12 protein-coding genes and 3 pseudogenes are annotated in these 21,843 nt (G+C 44.7%); 10 read left to right on the top strand and 5 right to left on the bottom strand.

From position 1 onward, the window contains the following. Positions 1 to 50: 50 nt before the first annotated feature. The 4 genes and pseudogenes from AC0L66_RS09585 to AC0L66_RS09570 form a co-directional block, all read right to left on the bottom strand. Positions 51 to 1,433, bottom strand: a pseudogene (locus AC0L66_RS09585) (TolC family protein). Next, positions 1,408 to 1,782, bottom strand: a complete 375-nt coding sequence (locus AC0L66_RS09580) for a response regulator (protein ID WP_473569213.1) — start codon at positions 1,780 to 1,782, stop codon at positions 1,408 to 1,410. Before AC0L66_RS09580 ends, AC0L66_RS09585 begins: the two are co-directional and overlap by 26 nt. Positions 1,783 to 1,855: 73 nt before the next feature. Next, positions 1,856 to 3,643, bottom strand: a complete 1,788-nt coding sequence (locus AC0L66_RS09575) for a hypothetical protein (RefSeq protein WP_473567082.1) — start codon at positions 3,641 to 3,643, stop codon at positions 1,856 to 1,858. 19 nt (positions 3,644 to 3,662) lie between these two features. Further along, the gene (locus AC0L66_RS09570; RefSeq protein WP_265672854.1) at positions 3,663 to 5,009 is read right to left on the bottom strand and encodes an HlyD family type I secretion periplasmic adaptor subunit; all 1,347 of its coding nucleotides are present in this window, start codon (positions 5,007 to 5,009) and stop codon (positions 3,663 to 3,665) included. Between the two features lie 283 nt (positions 5,010 to 5,292). Here AC0L66_RS09570 and AC0L66_RS09565 point away from each other — a divergent pair, with 283 nt between their 5' ends. The 3 genes and pseudogenes from AC0L66_RS09565 to AC0L66_RS09555 form a co-directional block, all read left to right on the top strand. Next, the gene (locus AC0L66_RS09565) at positions 5,293 to 5,733 is read left to right on the top strand and encodes a hypothetical protein (RefSeq protein WP_473567081.1); all 441 of its coding nucleotides are present in this window, start codon (positions 5,293 to 5,295) and stop codon (positions 5,731 to 5,733) included. 130 nt (positions 5,734 to 5,863) lie between these two features. Continuing rightward, positions 5,864 to 13,004 (top strand): annotated as a pseudogene (locus AC0L66_RS09560) (tandem-95 repeat protein); the annotation flags it as partial. Between the two features lie 967 nt (positions 13,005 to 13,971). After that, positions 13,972 to 16,915: pseudogene (locus AC0L66_RS09555) on the top strand (tandem-95 repeat protein); the annotation flags it as partial. 213 nt (positions 16,916 to 17,128) lie between these two features. Here the strand turns inward: AC0L66_RS09555 and AC0L66_RS09550 are convergent. After that, positions 17,129 to 17,497, bottom strand: coding sequence for a DUF3693 domain-containing protein (locus tag AC0L66_RS09550; RefSeq protein ID WP_428755020.1), 369 nt, complete (start codon positions 17,495 to 17,497; stop codon positions 17,129 to 17,131). 170 nt (positions 17,498 to 17,667) lie between these two features. Here AC0L66_RS09550 and AC0L66_RS09545 point away from each other — a divergent pair, with 170 nt between their 5' ends. The 7 genes from AC0L66_RS09545 to AC0L66_RS09515 all read left to right on the top strand — a co-directional run bounded on the left by AC0L66_RS09545 (position 17,668) and on the right by AC0L66_RS09515 (position 21,842). Beyond that, entirely contained in the window at positions 17,668 to 17,871 is a 204-nt protein-coding gene (locus AC0L66_RS09545) for a hypothetical protein (RefSeq protein ID WP_473567079.1), read from the top strand. 93 nt (positions 17,872 to 17,964) lie between these two features. Then, positions 17,965 to 19,044 carry a replication initiation factor domain-containing protein gene (locus AC0L66_RS09540; RefSeq protein ID WP_473567078.1) on the top strand — a complete coding sequence of 360 codons (1,080 nt, stop codon included), beginning with the start codon at positions 17,965 to 17,967 and terminating at the stop codon, positions 19,042 to 19,044. A gap of 2 nt (positions 19,045 to 19,046) precedes the next feature. Then, on the top strand, positions 19,047 to 19,394 hold the full coding sequence (locus AC0L66_RS09535) for a DUF1293 family protein (protein ID WP_428751186.1): 348 nt from the start codon (positions 19,047 to 19,049) through the stop codon (positions 19,392 to 19,394). A gap of 2 nt (positions 19,395 to 19,396) precedes the next feature. Next, positions 19,397 to 19,597 (top strand): hypothetical protein, encoded by a 201-nt coding sequence (locus AC0L66_RS09530; RefSeq protein WP_265674380.1) that lies wholly within the window; start codon positions 19,397 to 19,399, stop codon positions 19,595 to 19,597. 33 nt (positions 19,598 to 19,630) lie between these two features. Next, positions 19,631 to 19,825: a hypothetical protein gene (locus AC0L66_RS09525; RefSeq protein ID WP_265674381.1), complete on the top strand. Its 195-nt coding sequence runs from the start codon at positions 19,631 to 19,633 to the stop codon at positions 19,823 to 19,825. 142 nt (positions 19,826 to 19,967) lie between these two features. Continuing rightward, positions 19,968 to 21,434, top strand: a complete 1,467-nt coding sequence (locus tag AC0L66_RS09520; protein WP_473567076.1) for a hypothetical protein — start codon at positions 19,968 to 19,970, stop codon at positions 21,432 to 21,434. Positions 21,435 to 21,437: 3 nt separating this feature from the next. Continuing rightward, positions 21,438 to 21,842, top strand: a complete 405-nt coding sequence (locus AC0L66_RS09515; protein ID WP_473567075.1) for a DUF2523 family protein — start codon at positions 21,438 to 21,440, stop codon at positions 21,840 to 21,842. The last annotated feature ends 1 nt before the right edge of the window (position 21,843 follow it).

Below are 21,843 nucleotides of genomic sequence, written 5' to 3'. Positions count from 1 at the left end.
ATTCAATTACTCATCATTAAAAACATGCCGATTTTCCGGCTGGGATTTCTTTAGTTCTTAAGGTGCTCAGGGATAATGTCCTGGTGACGAATCGTCGACTCGTTATCCATCATTAACATGATTTTCTCCACGCTAAGTGGTGATAGATTGCCAACAAGCCGATCAAGTTTGATGGATTCGATGACATAGTCATACTTAGCACTTTCATAATCGCGAATACTGTTAAACAACTTACTCTCAGCGGAGAGTAAGTCAGTGATAGTCCGTGTTCCCAAGCTGTGTGCACGCTTAATGCCTTTGTAGGAAGAGTAGTTTGCTTTAATGATGGTCTCGTAGGTAAACACAGATTGAGAAAAGTCATTGATGTTAAGAATGGAGGTCTCAACATCGTTCTTAACGGTATTTTGGCTATCGGTTAACAGCAAATCGTTACGTTCGATAGTTTTCTTATTTTTTTGATAGGCGTAATAGTCTGAACCGCCCGTTGTGATCGGCACGGTAAGCACCAACCCTAATGAGCGGTCATCACTGATGCCGTAGCATTTGGATTCGATGAAAGGTCAAAGTTATTTGTGTCTTCATGTCGATAACTAGCGTTAGCTGACAAGTTAGGGGTAAAGTTTGACCCCGTTTCTTTTAATGTACGAAAGCTTCGCTCCAGCGTTTTTTGAGACAAGATAATGTCGTTGTTGAACTTCATTGCCTGACCAAGTAAATCGGTTTGTTTGTCGAATGGTATCTCGGTTAAGAGGACTTGGCTCTTCAGGTCTTGAGATGGAATTAATGGGTATTGTGTGAGTAAAGACAGGCGGTTTAAAATGACTTCTTTGTCTTTGTGTAAGCTTCTTAATCGGTTGGCGATACCTTCTTTTTGAGCAACCACTTCATACAATTCACTTGCTGCAACGTTACCCAACGACACATTTCGATTCATTTGTGTTAACTAAGCTCATAGAAGACTCCAGCTCTGCTTTTGTTGCTCTCGTTTTCGCACCATTTTTTAAGTATTCAAAGTACTGGGCCGTGATTTGCTCGATTATCTCCTGGGTTTTGGCTTCATTCTTTACCTCTTCAATGGAGAGGTCTAGTTTACTTGTACCATAAGCATAAATATCAGAAAGATTGAAGAGGGTTTGGCTCAAGGAAATACCATAGCCATGATCATTATAAGCGCTCTCGTTATCACTAATGCCGCTCAAGCGTGTGGACGACGAGTTCCATGTTGTCTTGACGTCCGCTGATATTGTGGGGAGAAAATTAGAGCGGCTCACATCAATATTGTACGCGCTCTCTTCAACCCCTTTGCGACTGGCGATCAGCGAGACATTATTGTTCAAACCCACTTGCACCGCTTCTAACACGGTTGAAGAAGCCGCCGGGAATGAGTATATCAACCCACAAATCACGCTAATTAAGCTTTTGAAATGCCACATACTTCTTGATCACCTTGATAATTTCATCGCTTTTATAGGGTTTGCTAATGACGTAATCCATACCCGCCTCTATACACGCTTTATGCTCGGCCACACTGGTTAAAGCTGTCGCGCCAATAATAGTAGAAGGGGTCGTTAAATTACTGTCACTTTCATGCTTACGAATAAGTTTTGTTGCTTCAATACCGCCCATACCCGGCATAATACAGTCCATGAAAATGATGTCTGCCCGTTGATTTCTAACCCAATCTACAGCGTCAGACCCATCGCCAACCGTATCGGCTTGATACTCTTGTTTCATTAGAATTCGCTTTAAGAGGAACTGTTGAACTTTATCGTCCTCAACAATTAAGAATGAGCTATTTTCAAGCGTCTCTTCTACAGATTCAGCTTCCAGTGCTTCGGTAAGGTTAGGAATGAATTCATGAGGCAGTGCTAAGCGTGAAGAATACTTTATCTACGTATTCAAACGCACCATGTACATCTTCAGCATGCGTTGCCAGTAAAAAGAGCTTTGTTTTAGCAGCCTTGAGTCTAGCGCCTAACGTTTTACTAAAGGATTCTATTTGAATGCCTTCTATTAGATCAGAGATAATGATCGCGTCGACATCCGATGAATCAGATGTGATGCGAAACAACTCATTGGGGTCGTTGCAAAGGGTTACTTGGGCACCATGGCTCGTTAGCTGCGTACTCAATAGATCAAGTGCCAGCTTCCCTTGGCTACAAACCACGATATGTCGCTGTTTAAGTTGCTGGGATTTGGATGTTTGGAAATCTTGAGCCTCGATATCAAGCTCTAATTCATACCGACGCTGTTGGCCTGATTCATACCAATGAGAATCAAAATAACTAATGTTATTGAGTATCGAGAGGGTCCACTCATCATTTGACGTGGTGGTTTCATTGCGTTCAGACCAATGTAGAGAATCAATTTTTCTCTGATCTACATTCAGATGAGTTAAAAAGGTAATGGATAAGGTGATACGTGTTTTATCTACATTTTCAGCGCTTTCTGATGTCACTCGAAACAAGACGTGCTTGTCGTTTTGAATTTGCATCGCACTAGATAGTTTTAGAAACAATATCCAAAATAGGCTTGTTTGATGACCCACTACATGGAGCGGTAGGTTCGAGTTAAAGTCACATTCGATCAATCGGCTTTCACGGTGCAGCTTACTTTTAAGATGAACGGTCAATTCAGATAAAACGTCAAGAAAAGAAAAGCTACTACTGCTTTTATCACGTCCCTGCGATAACAATCTATTATAGTTCTCTGCAAGGTCAGAGAGAGTATCCGCCGCGGAAGTAATGTCTTTTGCTAATACGGCACGGCTGTCTTCTGAATCTTGCACAAGATATTGAATACCGCCTTTTATCGTGCTCGTGATACCGCGTATTTCATAACCGATTAAACCATATAGTTGTTGATTTAAATCTGCATCTTGCTGTTGTCGATCAACCTTTTCAAATACCGTGCGCAATTTGGAGTAAATGTTGCGCTCAATAGGGTCTAGGGACACGTTATTTAAAATGCTGTCAACTTGATTCGAGTCTAGTGTATCAAGACGGTTTGATAACGACAGAAAGCTATCATTGATTGAACGTCTATTTCGTGCCGTTTTCTTGAGCCTATACCAACCACCTAATACAACGAAAATGGCGATCAAAGCGATGAAAGGGGATAAGAGAAACATCGTATCAATACTAGAGCGAAGTTCATTGACGACACGTTCATGTTCAACATAAAACAAATCATCAAAACGATTACGAATTTCGACGTAATCTCGGCTTAATGCTTCTCGTAGTTGTTGATAGTCGTTTGGCAAATGGTCCTCTTTCGCCAAAAATCGTAATACTGCCAGTTCTAATTGACTGTACTCGACTGCGCCGACTAAACTCAGCTGAGATTTATCAGAGGAAGCAAGTGACTTAAACTCATTTAGCGCACTCATTAATCCATTAAGGCTGCTTTTAGCTTCATCGCAGTTTGACCCTTGAATACAAACATCGAGTGAAATCACGGTTGCTTCTAACTGCTGTGTTAATACTTTACTTTGTTGAATAAGTGGCGTTTCAAAATCTTGTTTGTTGGGAGCGGAAAGATAGAAGCGGGCACCTAGCCATACACCGACCGATGTCAGTATCATCAGAGCTAAGATCCCTAACTTAATAACGGGAAAAGTATAAATTTGATATTTCGGCTTCATAGTTTATTCATCATCCGTATTATCTTTCATCAAATGCATCGTCAATGGCAGACATAACCGGTTTTGCTGCGTACTCAATGACTCGACGATCACCCGTTTTAATGTCTGCAGTGAACTCCATGTAAGGGGATAAGCTGTATTTAGTGCCTGACTTTTCTAGGAAATCATCATCAATAATGATTTTGGCAAGATAATACTCCGCATCTTCTTCTTCATAAGAAGAGCGACTGATAGAGGCAATTTTTCCAGAAATGAAGCCATATTTAGAAAAGTTGTAGGTATCAAACTTTAGCTTCACTTGCTGACCAACCTCGACGAATCCCATTTCTTTTCTCGGAATTTTTGCTTCACCGTGCAATTGGTTATCAAGTGGCGATATATCAGCGATACTTTCACCTGGGGGAATCACGGCAGAACGAAAGTTGAAGTGAATTTTGTCTACCACACCATCAACGGGGGCGTACACGATCAATCGATCAACCTTATCTGAAAGTTGCGGTCGTTGGATCTGTTTAATACTTAGCTCTTTTTCGGCTTGAATAATCTGAGCTTGGTATTCTGAATTTCGGTTGACGATTAAATCATTTAGTTGTTTGTCTAAACGCGTTAACTGAAAACTTTCAGTCATGATGGATTCGTCGAGATTTTCTATTTCCCGGACCATATTCGACTCTTGCACTTGCATATTTAGCACGTCGACATATGACCCCATCTCTTCTTTGTAAAGCGTTTGTTTAATCGTTAGTTGCTTACGAATGAGCTTAAGTTGATTGAGAGAACTTTGCTTACGGCGCTTCATCGACTGCACTAGGTTTTGTTTATGCTCAATATCGTGCTTGATCAAGGTTTCACTCGAGCGGTTCTTACTGCTTTCTTGCTGCCAAGCTTGTTGATTTAACGAGACTAACTTCGGAAAGCTGGAGTAACTTGAAAAGTCAGGTTGAATATTGGTGATTAGACCTTGATAGCGAAGTCGATCCATTTCCAATTGAGTAATTTCAGAATCGGTTGTTGAGAGCAGGGAGTTTCTGTCCAACGACTTCAATTTGGCGATAGGCTGACCTTCATAAACCACATCCCCGGGTTTAACGAGTAATTCGTCAAGGATTCCTCCTTCTAGATGTTGAACTCTTTCAATATCAGAATCTAAAAGCAGCTCCCCTCGAGATGACACAACAATGTCGATACGCGCTTGAGATGCAATTAGCAACAATACGATAGCAATTAAGAACGTTAACAGCAGTGTCTTATGAACAGACGTCATGGCACTTTTGATCTTAATTTCGTCTACGTAGGCATTATCAGATACGGAGGCGTTTTGAATCAAAGCGCTGCGGATATGTTTTTCTATGCTATTTTTGCTCACATTATCTACCTTGAATCAGCAATAAACTAAAGGCTATGCAAATACGCAAAGTGACGTACCGTTTTCACATCGACTATTAATAACTAGCTAAGGATATAACTGGATAATTTTCAAAGATAATTTCGGGAGGTTCCCTACATTTGTCACAAAAACAAGCTGTTGTTTAAAAAAATATCAAACGTAGAGTCGATGACTCGTAAACTTTTCTACTAATCATAATTTCATTTACTAGTCTTAGTGAAGTAATTGATATGCAATAGATAGTGATGCTTTGGAGGCTGTGATGGTAGATAGCAACGAGAATAATCCACTCAATGATGCGGTAGAACAAGTTAACACTAGCGATGAAAACGTCGGTCAACAACAAGGGCAACAAAACCAACAAAGTACCATCGCTACTACCATCGCGACCGGAGCTGAAACCGCTGATGCCGCCGATGAAATAAATGAAGCGCTTAATGCGAATCCGTCAGCCGCTGGTGGTAATGAACAAGAATCAGAGCAGCAAGCTGTACAAGGTGAAGGGAGTGAGAGCACGAATACCGCGACACAACCGGAATCATCAAATGTCATTGAAGGCGATGCAGCGAATACACCGAGCCAGGGTACAGAAGCTCCAGAGTCTAATTCCGTAGGTGCCAGGTGCACAGTCAGTCGGAGGAGATACGACGCAATCAGGCTCCGCTGGTGGTCAAAGTGCTCAGGGCCAAACGGAGCCTCTTAACCAAACTAATGGCGCAGCACCATCCGCTTCCACTCAAGCAGAACCAAGTACTCAAACGTCCAGTGAAGAATTTGAAGTTAATGTTTTAGATCAACAGTCTCTCGCACAGTCACAGCAAGATGACTCTTTTGATTCAAGAACGACAGAAAGCACATTCGAGGTTCAAATTGACAACGTGAATGATGCAGCGGTCGTCGAAGGTATGGAATACACCGTATTAGAAGACGGGCTATTAAGTTTTACAGCCGCCGATCTATTAGCGAGCGCTTCAGATATTGATGGTGATTCACTTTCAATATCTGATGTTAGCTACGGAGGAACAGACGGTGTCTTAACCAACTTAGGTGGTGGTACCTATACCTTTGCCCCGAATGAAAACTTTAACGGCAGCATTTCATTAAGCTACGGCGTCTCAGATGGTACTGTTGTTACTGATAGTACCATCGACGTCGTTGTTGAATCCGTCAACGATCTGCCTGTGTTTGGGACTGCGTCCTATACCGTTGACGAAGATAACACGCTGATCTTCAATGAAGACCAACTGTTGTCGAGCGCCTCAGATGTTGAAGGCGATGTATCATTGGTTGGCGTGAGCTATGACGGTACCGACGGGATTTTCACCGTTAATAACGATGGCACATGTAGCTTTGCTCCTAATGAAAACTTCAATGGCACAGTGACGCTGGACATTGTTATTGAGGATGAAGATGGCGCTCAGGTCGCCGCTACTTTTGATGTCAATGTGTTGGCGGTCAACGATGCGCCCGTGAGCGGGGACATTGCTTACACCTTAGACGAAGATGGCAACATTACCCTGTCACAAAACCAACTTTTGTCTCAAGCCAGTGATATAGACGGGGATGATTTAACCGCCAGCAACGTCACGGTTGCCGAGCAATGCAACGGTACTGGATAACCAAGATGGTTCGTTTACCATCACCCCTGATGCCGACTTTAACGGCAATATTGATGTCTCGTTTGATATCTCTGATGGCGATGCCACCGTTCAAGCAACGGGTGGATTAACCGTTAACCCTGTTAATGACTTACCGACCACTGACACTGTCACTGCGAGCGTCGATGAAGACAACAGTATCATCGTCAACCAAGCACAGTTACTCGCCAATGCGGCCGATATTGAAGGGGATGCACTAACCGCGGACAACTTATCCGCGACGAACGCCACCATTGCCGATAATGGCGATGGCACCTTTACCATCACCCCGGAGGCTAACTTTAACGGCCTAATTGATGTGTCTTACGACATCAGCGATGGCAGCACACCTGTCGCGGGCAATTTGGCGCTCACCGTCGACCCAGTGAACGACGCGCCAATCATTTCAGCCGATGTACCGATTACGATTGAAGAAGATGGCTCGTATACCGTCACTCAACAAGAGTTGTTGCAATTTGCCACTGACATTGAAGATGACGACATGACCGCCATCATTGGTGAGCAAGGTGAAGCGACAACCGTATCTGGTACGGTGCTTAACGCAGAAGATGGTCAGCCTGTTGTTGGGGCGGATGTGACGTTAAGCGATGCTGTGGGTAATTCGCAAACCGTGCAAACCGACGCGCAAGGTCAATATACTGTCAGTGGCTCTGTCTTTGAACAAGGCAGCATTACTATTGAACAAGAAGGCGCTATCACCAATAGCTTCCTTGTGCCTGCTTAGGTGAAACTACCGATAGTGGCGTGATTTCATTGTCGGAGGTACTCGATTCTACAGACATGCGTATTGTAGTGACATGGGGGGCGTCGCCACGTGATATGGACAACCACTTATGGCTTTATGATACGGATACAGGCGCCGAACTAGACCATATTTTCTATCAAGATATGAGCCATAACTTGAGCGGGGGGACGGTTCAACAAGACGTTGATGACACCAATGGTCATGGTCCTGAAACCATCACAATTCCGAACTATCAAGATGCCAATATGCATTACTCGGTACACAACTACACCAATCGTAGTTGGGATGTGGATGGTGTAGAAGATGTGCAAGTACAAGTATTTGTCGGTGATACATTGGTTCAAACCTTCGCTCCAGAGCTTCCAGAAAACATCAGTGGCGATCACTGGCATGTGTTTGACGTCGTAGATGGCATTGTGGTACCAAGTCAAGAGGTTGGGGGGCAAACCGCGTTTACCTTACCGACCAGTGAAGAGGCGGCCAATGCTGAAAATGGTGTTGATATTGCTGCGCTGTTTGACGTCGATGAAGGGACAGACGGAGGCGGTGGCACTGATAGTGGTGACAACGTCACCATTGGCGATATTAATATGCCAAATGGTGTCATCACCGATAATGGCGATGGCACATATACCATCACACCGGATGAAAACTTTAATGGTGAGTTTGAAATTAACTACACCGTTGATGATGGTAATGGTGGGGTATCGCCAGCACAATTGGATGTCACCGTCACCGCCGTTAATGATGCGGCCGTAATTTATGACCAAAGTTACAGCATGGATGAAGATGGTACGCTCACCATTACAGATGCCGAACTCTTGGTGGGCGCGACTGATATCGATGGCGATATATTAAGTGTTGCTTAGGTGTTCATTATGAGGGCACGGATGGCGTGCTAACCTCTCATGGTGATGGGACCCATACCTTTACGCCAAATGAAAACTTTAATGGTGCGCTCAATCTTAGCTTTGATGTGACAGATGGAACCGAACTCTCTAGTGCAAGTATTGAGATTGCCGTTGCCGCAGTAAATGATGCACCGATCGCCGGGTCCACCTCCTATTCTGTTAACGAAGAAGGCATCATTGATATTACTGCTGAGCAGCTTCTTGCCAATTCAAGTGATGTCGATGGCGAGCAAGTATCGCTAGAATCAGTCACATATTCTGGCAGTGACGGTATTTTTGCGGTGCACGAAAATGGTACTTATTACTTTGCGCCAAATGAAAACTTTGATGGTGAGGTAGAGCTGCAAGTCGTGGTTATCGATGAATCTGGTACAACTGCCACGACAACTGCAAATATTGATGTGATTGCTGTTAACGATACACCTAGTTGTAACAGGGCCTGTCTCGTACCAAGTTAACGAAGACAATTCAATCACTCTGTCACAGCAGCAGCTCTTAATCCATGCTTCAGATATCGATGGCGATCAGTTAATCGCGGACAATTTGTATATTGAAGCATTTGGCAGTGTCACTGACAACGAAGATGGTACGTTTACCATCACTCCTGCTGATAACTTTAATGGACCGCTATCACTAAGTTTTGATGTCTCTGATGGTAGCGAAACGATCGCCACGGCCATAAACCTTACTGTTGATCCTGTTAATGATCCGGTTGTAGCACGAGATGATATTAACTTATCCAGTGCCGACCCAATGATTCGCCTCGATGTGGCGCCAGAACACGGCGCAGTTCAATATCTAGATGACAATGGGGAGTGGGCTGATATGGTGATTGGCTTGGAATACCCAGCCGACACTGAAGTTCAATTTGTACCAAATACGACAGAAATTCAAGCCGACACTAGGGATATTCGTGTCGGTAGCTTTGATAGTGATGAAAATAGCCCTGGTTTTGATGGTACGGCAGCAACGAGCGATTGGGGTGACGTTCAAGGTGACACTGCAATCTACACGGAAGACGGTGTTGTCATTACCACAGTTGTTAGCGAAGGTTCTCTCGCAGCATGGAATGGTCCTAACAGTCATATTGGGGCTGGAATTGGCAACCAATCCAGCAGTGGTTTGAGTGAAGATGAAACTTTAACGGTAACGGTTGAAGGTGAAGACGTTAACCAAATTACTTTCCAGCTCGACGGATTAGGGGGTATTTTGACGAAAGCAGCTCTCAGGCAACCCAAGTTAATATCCGCGCGTTCGACGTTGAAGGTAACTTGATTAGTACACAAGGAGGCTATCGGGATTCGGGCGAATATGAAGACACATACTCCTTCACCACGGATGTACCGGTTCACCAGTTTGAATTAGGGACAACTGGTGGTCATGGCACCTATGTGGTCCAAAATATGACGGTTTCCAGAACCATGTCAGAAGAGATTCATCTGACGACCATCCAAGGTGATGGCAGTGAGGTGACAAATTCGCTGCAACTTGATCTTAACCACAGTACTGCCAACGATACCTTAAACGTCACTGAACAACTGGTAGAAATTGACGGCACCATCACCTCAAGAGCAATCGATGTGGAAGAAGATGGCGTGCTCACACTTCAAGCCAGTGATCTTTTAGTCAATGACTCTGATATTGATGGTGACGAGCTCACGTTAGTGAGTGTAGAGGTCAGCGATGATACTCATGGCAGTGTGTCCTTAGATGAAAATGGTCAAATTCAATTCACTCCTGAAGCGGATTTTAACGGGCAAACGTCTTTTGACTATACCGTAACTGATGGAAATGGTTCATTCGATACCGCCACTGTTTTTGTTAACGTCACACCTGTAAATGATGCACCGACCGCCAATGATTTACCGTTCACTATTCAGGAAGATGGATCGTTGTTGTTTAGTAACGCAGATATTCTGTTAGCGACATCTGATATTGATGGTGATGAACTGACAGTCGAGAGCGTGGGTTATGAAGGTACGGAAGGGGTATTTACTCACAATGGGGAAGGCAACTATACCTTCGTTCCCAATGAAAACTTCCATGGAGAGTTGACCCTTAGTTATTCTGTCACGGATGGCGCCGAATCGAGCCAAGCGAATATTGGCGTAACTGTAGAATCCGTCAACGATCTGCCTGTGTTTGGGACTGCGTCCTATACCGTTGACGAAGATAACACGTTGATCTTCAATGAAGACCAACTGTTGTCGAGCGCCTCAGATGTTGAAGGCGATGTATCATTGGTTGGCGTGAGCTATGACGGTACCGACGGGATTTTCACCGTTAATAACGATGGCACATGCAGCTTTGCTCCTAATGAAAACTTCAATGGCACAGTGACGCTGGACATTGTTATTGAGGATGAAGATGGCGCTCAGGTCGCCGCTACTTTTGATGTCAATGTGTTGGCCGTCAACGATGCGCCCGTGAGCGGGGACATTGCTTACACCTTAGATGAAGATGGCAACATTACCCTGTCACAAAACCAACTTTTGTCTCAAGCCAGTGATGTAGACGGGGATGATTTAACCGCCAGCAACGTCACGGTTGCTTAAGCAATGCAACGGTACTGGATAACCAAGATGGTTCGTTTACCATCACCCCTGATGCCGACTTTAACGGCAATATTGATGTCTCGTTTGATATCTCTGATGGCGATGCCACCGTTCAAGCAACGGGTGGATTAACCGTTAACCCTGTTAATGACTTACCGACCACTGACACGGTCACTGCGAGCGTCGATGAAGACAACAGTATCATCGTCAACCAAGCACAGTTACTCGCCAATGCGGCTGATATTGAAGGGGATGCACTAACCGCGGACAACTTATCCGCGACGAACGCCACCATTGCCGATAATGGCGATGGCACCTTTACCATCACCCCGGATGCTAACTTTAACGGCCTAATTGATGTGTCTTACGACATCAGCGATGGCAGCACACCTGTCGCGGGCAATTTGGCGCTCACCGTCGACCCAGTGAACGACGCGCCAATCATTTCAGCCGATGTACCGATTACGATTGAAGAAGATGGCTCGTATACCGTCACTCAACAAGAGTTGTTGCAATTTGCCACTGACATTGAAGATGACGACATGACCGCCATCATTGGTGAGCAAGGTGAAGCGACAACCGTATCAGGTACGGTGCTTAACGCAGAAGATGGTCAGCCTGTTGTTGGGGCGGATGTGACGTTAAGCGATGCTGTGGGTAATTCGCAAACCGTGCAAACCGACGCGCAAGGTCAATATACTGTCAGTGGCTCTGTCTTTGAACAAGGCAGCATTACTATTGAACAAGAAGGCGCTATCACCAATAGCTTCCTGGTGCCTGCTAGGTGAAACCACCGATAGTGGCGTGATTTCACTGTCGGAGGTACTCGATTCTACAGACATGCGTATTGTAGTGACATGGGGGGCGTCGCCACGTGATATGGACAACCACTTATGGCTTTATGATACGGATACAGGCGCCGAACTAGACCATATTTTCTATCAAGATATGAGCCATAACTTGAGCGGGGGGACGGTTCAACAAGACGTTGATGACACCAATGGTCATGGTCCTGAAACCATCACAATTCCGAACTATCAAGATGCCAATATGCATTACTCGGTACACAACTACACCAATCGTAGTTGGGATGTGGATGGTGTAGAAGATGTGCAAGTACAAGTATTTGTCGGTGATACATTGGTTCAAACCTTCGCTCCAGAGCTTCCAGAAAACATCAGTGGCGATCACTGGCATGTGTTTGACGTCGTAGATGGCATTGTGGTACCAAGTCAAGAGGTTGGGGGGCAAACCGCGTTTACCTTACCGACCAGTGAAGAGGCGGCCAATGCTGAAAATGGTGTTGATATTGCGGCGCTGTTTGACGTCGATGAAGGGACAGATGGAGGCGGTGGCACTGATGGTGGTGACAACGTCACTATTGGCGATATTAATATGCCAAATGGTGTCATCACCGATAATGGCGATGGCACATATACCATCACACCGGATGAAAACTTTAATGGTGAATTTGAAATTAACTACACCGTTGATGATGGTAATGGTGGGGTATCGCCTGCACAATTGGATGTCACCGTCACCGCCGTTAATGATGCGGCCGTAATTTATGACCAAAGTTACAGCATGGATGAAGATGGTACGCTCACCATTACAGATGCCGAACTCTTGGTGGGCGCGACCGATATCGATGGCGATATATTAAGTGTTGCCGAAGTGTTCATTATGAGGGCACGGATGGCGTGCTAACCTCTCATGGTGATGGGACCCATACCTTTACGCCAAATGAAAACTTTAATGGTGCGCTCAATCTTAGCTTTGATGTGACAGATGGAACCGAACTCTCCACTGGCAATATTGATATTGCCGTGACAGCGGTCGATGATGCTCCAATTGTAAGTGGCCCGCTGTCTTACAGCGTCGATGAAGATGGGGCCATCACATTGTCACAAGCACAATTGTTAGCCAATTCCACCGATGTCGATGGAGACGCACTCACTGCGAGTGTCGATTCTGCACTCAACGCTACCGTCACCGCTAATGAAAATGGCTCATATACGCTCACGCCCGATGCCGATTTTTCCGGTGAGATAACGTTCAACATGAATGTGTCTGATGGGCAGACTATTGTAGCCTCAGATATAGCGTTAACCGTTGATGCCGTTGCGGACGCACCAACGTTGACCATTACCGACGGCGATGGGCAAGCTATTGGAGCTGACGGAATAGTTATTGACCCAGATGATACGATAGAGCTCAATATTTCAGGGGCCGTCACTGATCTCGATGGTTCTGAAATGCTATCCGTATCGGCATCTGGTATTCCTGAAGGATCAGTGATTCGATATGACAGTGATACGGTTCTAAACGACCAAAGTAATGGTCTCACAAGTTATGTAGATAGTGAAATAACTGTGACATTTGAAGGAGAGGGAGCAGGATACCTCAATACGGTCGGCTACTATAAAGTAGATGAAAATGGGCAGATACAAGATGTAGAAGTCGTGTATGAAAATGCCTCACAACTTGGAGGTGGTGGTGAGCTGATTCCAGGCCAGTCATCGTTTAGTTTCGACCTGGAACAAGGCGAAAGCTTCAATCTCTTTGTGATACCAAATGGATTTAACCACAATGATTTTAACGCACTGGGTGAGGGGCAGTTTGAATTCAGGGATACAGACGGAAATCAAGCTACCACCAGTTCAACTGATCCTCAATTGGTGTTTGTTAACGCCAATGGCGATGAAACCGTGATTCAAAGCCAAAATGGTGATGCCGTGTTCCACGGTGGTACGAGCCCTAACCTTAACCAAGATGGTATTGATCATACTAGAACCTACTTCAACGAAAATGATGAATTGGTTTATGGTATCGAGGATATGTATAACGGGGGAGATCGTGATTATGATGATTTCTTGTTCACCATTGATTTGGGTGAAGTAAACAGTAGCATCTATCAAGGTGAAGTGACGGTTGATACATCCGAAGCTATTATTCTGCCCACTGTCGCTTTGCTAGAACCTATATCCATCGACTTACTAGGTTGACTATAGCGGCGAATTTGATATCCAAATAGACGCGACCTCAACAGAATTATCGAATAACGACGCAGAAACAACGTCACAATCAATCCATGTTGATGCCCGTGAGCACGCTCCAGAGTCTACGCCAATTTTCTCATCGGTTGATGAAGATGGAAGTGTGGTAGTAACACAAGAAATGCTGTTAGAAAATGCCACGGATCTTAACGGCGATATATTGACCGCGAGCAATGTACAAAGCAACGACCCTAATGCCTCAGTTGTTGATAATAATGACGGCACATATACCATCACTCCAAGTGACAACTTTAACGGTGATCTCGCGCTGACCTATAGCATCAGTGATGGCGAATTTTCAACGGAGAATACCCTCAACCTCAGTGTGAATGCCGTCAATGACGCACCAACATCAGAAAATGTTGAGCTTGTAGGTACTGAAGACGAAAGTATTCTAATATCGCAAGAGGACTTGCTTGTTCACGCTGTCGATATCGAGGATGACGACCTGACTGCGAATGATCTTCAAATTGATCCTTCATTTGGTGATTTAATTGATAATCAAAACGGCACGTGGACATTCACGCCAGCAGAAAACTTAAATGGTGATGTTCCATTTACCTTTAAAGTAGACGATGGCGTTGATGGTACTCAAGTCTCGGGGAACATTAACCTAGCAGAGGTAAATGATGCACCTGACGCTCCAACGGTCACATACTCGACAGATGAAGACCAAGTATTGGTGGTCGATCCTGCATTTATCCTCTCTCAAGCTTCTGATATTGATAATGACTCGCTTTCCCTAGAAAGCTTAACTGTGCGATCTCCGGAAAATGCAACGTTGCAACAGCAGCCTGACGGACTTTACCATTTAGTGACCAGTCAAGATTTTAATGGACTCGTTGAGCTAGATTACATTGTTTCAGATGGAGAACTGAGTGCACAAGGCTCCGTGAATGTGGACGTTATTCCAGTAAATGATGAACCATTTACCGTGGGTAATGCCTTCTTGACGACCAATGAAGACGACGCCTTTACCTTTGACACCTCTGATATGCTCGATCTCTTCGGAGATATCGACACAACAGAGCTGGTTATTTCTCGAGTCATTGTAGCGGATAATGAAGATGGCGGTAGCGTCACTGACAATGGCGACGGGACATGGACATTTACTCCTACTAGTGATTTTGCGGGATTATCGGAATTACAAGTGATCGCATCAGACGGCGAGTTTGAAACCGCCTTAGACGTGCCTGTTTATGTAAGACCGGTTAGCCGATGGCGCGGTCATCACAACAGCACATGATGGACCACTAGTGTTTGATGAAGACACAACCGGTTACTTAAACTTAGATGTTAATCTTATTGATGATTCAGAGCAACTGAGCAACCTCGTCATGACGGGTTATCCGGTCGGCTTTACGCTCAGTGACGGCAGTAACGTCATTGACATTACTGAGGAAGGACAATTAATCAATATTACCAATTGGGATATTGATAATCTACAAATGACGCCTCCCGATGATTTTCATGGCAATTTCTTCGTCACCGTGACAGCAACCACCGTCGATTATGGCGATGAATCTAACGACCAGCCTGAGCAGCCAGTAGGTGGTGACTTCAATGTCGTATCTGGTGAAGAACTGGTTATTAGTCATGACGACCTTATTGCCATTGCACAAAATGTCGAAGCAGAGCAGGGTGATGACGTTCAACTCGTACACTTAGTCGACCCATCTCAAGGAAGCTTAATTGACAATGACGATGGTACTTGGACCTTCAGCCCTGCACCCGGTTTTTCTGGTAACGTTGACTTGGCTTATGTCATTGAAAAAGAGGGCATTCTATACGATGAACAAAGTGATATCGGTGTCTTTGATTCTAGTGAGTCACTTACTAGCTCTCCAACTATAGACGCTATCGCTAATACCGATATCAATGAAAGTGAACCCCTAACGTTTACTGACGACGATATGCTTGCGACGATTAGCTCTGAGGATAATCACGATCTAAGTATCGAATCCGTTTCTTTACTCGCGGGAGAAGGACTGATTGAATCAAACGGGCAGGGTAATTATCAATTTACTCCAGCAGAAGGTTACACAGGTCAAGCTCAGGTTGGATTTGTTGCTAGCGATGGAGAAAATAGTGTTCAAAGTCACTTTAATATTGGTGTTGATAATGAAGTTGCCGTGAGCCAAACACTTGCTCAAGCTGATGATGGATCAATTGAAATTAGTGGAGCTAACGTTTTAGCTAACTTAGGCTTAGACGACTCGACATTAATTGATCTAGATTATACTGGAGATCAAGGAGCCCTAATTTCAAATGGAAACGATATGTGGACGTTCTGGCCAGATGACGGATTTGAAGGGAATATCGATCTTAGTGCTGGAGTTGTAGATAGCGCTGGAGCGGAACAAGCGTATACAACAAGCTTGACGGTAGAGACTGAGGAAGCGCAAGTGCAGCCAGTTGATACACAGAGTGCGAGCGTAAGTGACGAAGTAGATTCAGGCATTGAAAGCTCTGTTGATATAACGGCAGCACCTGGTGATGAAGTGGAAATTAGCGCTCCAGACGAGGTTACATCCGTCGATGGCGTCGATTACATCACGGTGACAAATCTACCCGAAGGTGCAGAAATCAATGGCGCATTAAGTGATGGTGAAGGTGGTTACACAATATCAGGTGACTTAAGTCAATCTGTCACACTAGCACTCGACGATCAATATGAGGGCTCTGCGAATCTTTCGTTCCAAGGGTTTGATGATTTAGATGCTCCGGTAGAAGGTGCAACAGCAACGCTCGACCTTGATATTGATGAACAATATTCGATGCAAGCTTCAAGTCAGCAAAACCAAGACACGTCATCATTACAGCAAGCGAATGGTGGTGATTGGACACAGAGTGACAATACACAGGTGGATGTAGACTTTACCGATGATACTGGTAGCTTTGGCACTGATGATAATTCAGGCACAAGCACACAATCAGATGTGGATGACAATTTAGTTTAGTCATCCAAAAGCAATGGCTTAATTCGAACTAAGCCATTGCTTGAATCTCTTGATTTCTAATAATCACATTAACTTAAACGTAGATTAAGTTAATGTGATTATTAGGTATTTTATGGTAAATAGCGTTATTGTTAAATACACAAAGAAAGCACAGCACCCAATGTAGCAGGGAACAACTGAGCACTAGGTTAATCTTACTATCTCGGGACCAATTTAACATAAGATAGATAATACGCACTGAGATACCAGTTCTTGAGTGCTAGAATACGCCACAGTTAAACCACCTAAAGCCATGGAAATCCTAGAGATTCCAAGGCTCTCAAACTTTTTTGCTATTGCTGCCCAAGTCGCTTGTCCTTCGACAGTTTTGCATTTATCAGCAGCTAACTGAATTAACACGATTTCTTTATCCGCGCCTACATGGTCAGCTAACAAAAGCGCTTCTTTTTCAGTTAGATAGCGTCTTCCTTGTCTGATATCAGATAACTTTTGGGTGCTTATCTGCAAATCATGCGCTATCTGCTTGTCTTGTGTGTACTTGTTTGCGTGTTTATACGCATCTAATAGTTCATTTATTTGCATTTTCACAATCCTCCGAAATCCTAGTTTAGCTCATCAAGCCGCATTTTTGCGTATTTACAAAACGCAAATTCGCGTATTTACTATGTGTGTACTCCGCAAATTCGCGTACTAACCGTTTTGAATGTTGGCTGTTCGCTTTCATCCAAAACAACAACTGAGACCCATTAATCATGACTGAACCCCAAGTTATTTACTACGACCTTATGCCTGACTACACGGTGTCTGTGCTCGTAAAAGGTTTTGAAGATTGGGATCTCTTTAAATCTTTCTCAAACCTTGAAGCTTGGGCTGTCTCTGAGTTTGGTCAATACGAACTCGTGTCCATTACCAATACGACCTATCAAGAACGCTTCGACATGGGAGTATTCGAATGAACACGGCTAAAAAAATCATCGAGAAATTCGAACATAGCTAAACCAGAACAAGTTCACATCGACTTTCTGTGCTTCACGTTCTCGGTTAAAGACTTGCGTCATTGCCACACGGCTTACAGCAATTTAGCCAACGCACCTAAGCACGGAACCGTATTACCACAGCTAAAGTTACGTGAAAAATCACTGTTACAGCGTCACGCTAGAGCACCTAAGTTCCCTGCTCCACCTGAGTTCAATCCGACGCTAGCCAAGACCACACAAGACATTGAGAGCTATACCGCTGCATTCCAAGTTATCTATCGCGAGTATCTTGAGCGTTGTTTGGTCATCTTCACCAATCAAGTGCTTGGGCTTTCAATGTCTGCGCCTCGTGGTCTGGGTTTTCAATACTATAGCGACTCCATGAAGCTCACGTGCAAAGACGGTGAAGACTTCTGCGGCTTCATTGGTATCGGCGGAAATAACGATACCGTACATTTCCAGATTAACGGCACTGGTTGTAAGCACGTTTTCGACCGTCGCCAACCTTGGGCGATTCATGATTGGTTATCTAACGTGCTTGGTGTTCAAACCTTAGCGCGTGTTGACTTAGCGTATGACGATTACGACGGTCTTTTTGATTGCGAATACGCTCGTAAAGCATGGCATGACGATGCATTTCGCACCGCAGCTCGCGGTCGTGGCCCGAAGCTCTCTATCGGTCACGACATTGAAAAAATGGATGAAAACGGCAACCCCGTTTACAGCAAAGAGCAATATTCCATTGGCTCGCGAACGTCTCGCGTGTACTGGCGAATCTATAACAAAGCCCTTGAGCAGAACTTGGCGAACACTGGCCTAAGTTGGTATCGCTCAGAGGTTGAACTGAAAAAGTGGAACATTGACGTTCTACTCAATCCATCGGGCGCGTTCGCGGCTATCAATGCGTTTGCAGCGTCCATTGCGGTATCAGAGCCGTTCAATACCAAACCTGTGCCATCGAAAAAAGCCGCATGTGACCTACTCACTTCTGCTTTTTGGATGCGCAGACAGTACGGAAAAATCCTAAACAGCTTTATCGAATTCCATGATGGTGACATTGAAACTGCCATTGGTCAGCTCATTCGAGACGGCAAAAAATACACCTTTCCCGATACCTACGGGAAGTTAGTCGAACACATATTGGAGAATTAACAATGGCTACAGTTTTTGTATTAGGCATGGACATCGTTTGGAACTCATTTCGCGGTGACAGCGCTCAACTGAATATCTCGCGTCCACTGCGTGAAATTAACACCGACAAGTACAAGCGTCGCACCATTGGTGAGTCTGGTGACGTCAACGAAAAATGGGATCAAGTGTTAGCCGTTGACTACCAATACGCGCTCAAACTCGAAAAAACGGGCGCGTTGGTTCCTCGTCGTGAGTATGAACTGCGACTTGAAATCAACCCACTTGATCCTTTGGCTGGTGCCATTGTGACCGAACTGATTCCAGTGGATGAGGAAATCAAAAAGCATTTCCAACAGTCCCTTAAGGCTTAGTCATGCAGTGCCTAGTTAACGGACAACTCACCCAAGACACCATCATGACTTGTAAAGGTCACGTCTTACTTGAGCCTGTTGACGTGATGGCGGTGCAATCTTTTGACCAAGAACTCTATCTCGAAGTATCGGGATACCTACTTCTCTCATTCCTCATTGGTCACGGTACAGGCCGTGTCGTTCGATGGATGGGAAAAGTCTAAACCTCAAAAACACACTCTATAAGGAAATTGATTATGAAAAAACAACTACTTGCCCTTGCTACTTCTGCGTTCGTATCGGTTAACGCGTTCGCCGTCGATTACACAGCAGAAATTGGCACAGCCGTGAGCGAATCACAAACCAACGTTACTGCCGTGGTGCTTGGTGTGATTTCCGTTGCGGCTGTTGGCTTTGGTGCGGGTCTATTGGTGAAGTGGCTCGGTCGATAACGTGTACTCGATACAGCCCGAAATCATCTTTGGAATCTCCTCCTCGATGGCCTTTATTTACGGGTTTGTATCGGGGATACAGTCACACTAAACCAAACTGAACTTAGGAGAAAAGGCGCTTAATAGCGTCTTTTGTTTCACTATGAGATTGATATTAATCTTCGCCCTTTTATTTTCTGCTTTTTCTGCTTTTTCTGGTGTTGTAGATAAATCTAATAATATCGGTGGTCATCCATTTGACATATCTGCCGATCAAACAGCTTTTGCTAAGAACTGCTCATACTTTGATGACCAATTTCAACCGGACTCAGGATGGATGTTTTACGACGCTCTAATCCGTTATCATACGCCCCCATACAGACATTTGCTGTGCAGATTCTATTTTGTTAAAAACGGCAACAATAAATATAACAACAAAGAAGTCAGGATAGAGAATGCAATTGAGTACGGCTGTCCTGTTACTCACCCTATTGAAACTTCTGACGGTCGTTGCACTGATAATGCCACTCCATCATGTTCCGATGAAGAGACACAAAAAGCGATTCAAGCTGATCAATATGCTTGCCAAACAGGTAATCCTGACACCAATTATTTTGACACCAATTTCTCTTATTCCTGCACTAATACCGACACAGGATTTGATTACACTAACAACTGCGACTACCCATCAAACGGTTGCTTCGTAAACTGCGGTGATAACACCGACGAAACGCCTATTTGTAATCCTGCAACTGAAAACTGCCAATTACCTCCGCCAACAGAACCACCAACAGATAACGGCGATGGCAACAACAATGGCTCTGGCGGTAATGGCGGTGGCTCAGGAACGCCAAATGAATCCCTTTGTGACCGCCAACCAGAACTCTGCGAATCACCGGAGCCTGACGACAAAGACCACGGATGTAAAGCGCCACCGGAAGCGCCTTGGCTCTGTGACACACCCGATGCCAAACCGGAAACACCGGGCGGCGTAAACCCCAACCCTGATAACAGCGGCGTACAAGTCGAAGCCCAAAACGAAACCACTCAGGCCATTCGGGATTTAAACAAAACTAATCAGCAAACGCTTGAACAGCTTAACCACCTTGGAGATCTTATCGACCAAGGTAATGAGAGCAATGACAACTACAACACCGGAATCTTAGGTGCAAATGAAACCACAGCCGATAATACTGGATTGATACTCGATGCCATTAATAGCGGCCTTGGCACTGCGAATGATTTATTGGGGACAGAGTTTTGTGAACTCAACTCAAATCACATCGATTGCCAGGCTAAACAGCCCTTTGGAAAGTTACCAACCATTGATGATAAAAGCCCGTTAGCGGATGTGCTATCACCGGAGGCGATTACACAATTGAAAACAGATTCCCAAGACCTACGCGATCAAATCAAAGCCAAGTTTAAACAGTTCTCAAGTGAGTTATCCGTGACCACGTCACTCCCATCGTCAGGGCAAATCAACAACCCAGAACTCTCATTAACCCAAGCAGGCCGGAGCGTTCAGGTGAAAAACACCTATTGGAATGATAACGCTGGACTGATATCAGGGGCGATTTTAGCCATGTCAGCCTTAATCGCCTTTTCTATTGTTTTAAGGAGGAAATAACTCATGAAAATCGCGCTTGTTTTAATGGTGCTCACCTACTCTACTTTCTCACTGGCCGCCACGCCTGAAGAAGAAAACGGCATGCTCACTTACGTGTTCGATACCTTCGATTACGTTAGCGAGTTCTTTCACCATGCACCCACCATGCTAGAAAGCTTCTTTGCTTACGTCATTGAATACTGCGTCATGATTTCACTCAAGTTAAAGCTCGAAGCCTTAGAATTTTCTTATGGTGTCGCCGTCTCCATGCTACAGAACTTAAGCTTTGATTCTCTACTTAACGATGCTTTTGCCAACCTAAGCGCTGAGCATCGAAACATCATTGGCGCTTACGGGATTGGGGCAGGCATCACGCGCATTGTTGAAGCCATGACGACACGCTTTGTCATGGATTTTATGGGGATGTAAT

It is taken from the genome of Vibrio sp. GJ43-1, from assembly GCF_055808835.1.
This window is presented reverse-complemented; position numbering and strand designations above follow the sequence as displayed.

What these genes read in the sequence shown, in the direction of transcription:
- AC0L66_RS09550 (WP_428755020.1), bottom strand. Translation starts at nt 17,497, where the DNA reads ATGCAAATAAATGAACTATTAGATGCGTATAAACACGCAAACAAGTAC.
- AC0L66_RS09520 (WP_473567076.1), top strand. Translation starts at nt 19,968, where the DNA reads ATGAGATTGATATTAATCTTCGCCCTTTTATTTTCTGCTTTTTCTGCT.
- AC0L66_RS09545 (WP_473567079.1), top strand. Translation starts at nt 17,668, where the DNA reads ATGACTGAACCCCAAGTTATTTACTACGACCTTATGCCTGACTACACG.
- AC0L66_RS09565 (WP_473567081.1), top strand. Translation starts at nt 5,293, where the DNA reads ATGGTAGATAGCAACGAGAATAATCCACTCAATGATGCGGTAGAACAA.
- AC0L66_RS09535 (WP_428751186.1), top strand. Translation starts at nt 19,047, where the DNA reads ATGGCTACAGTTTTTGTATTAGGCATGGACATCGTTTGGAACTCATTT.
- AC0L66_RS09525 (WP_265674381.1), top strand. Translation starts at nt 19,631, where the DNA reads ATGAAAAAACAACTACTTGCCCTTGCTACTTCTGCGTTCGTATCGGTT.
- AC0L66_RS09515 (WP_473567075.1), top strand. Translation starts at nt 21,438, where the DNA reads ATGAAAATCGCGCTTGTTTTAATGGTGCTCACCTACTCTACTTTCTCA.
- AC0L66_RS09575 (WP_473567082.1), bottom strand. Translation starts at nt 3,643, where the DNA reads ATGAAGCCGAAATATCAAATTTATACTTTTCCCGTTATTAAGTTAGGG.
- AC0L66_RS09530 (WP_265674380.1), top strand. Translation starts at nt 19,397, where the DNA reads ATGCAGTGCCTAGTTAACGGACAACTCACCCAAGACACCATCATGACT.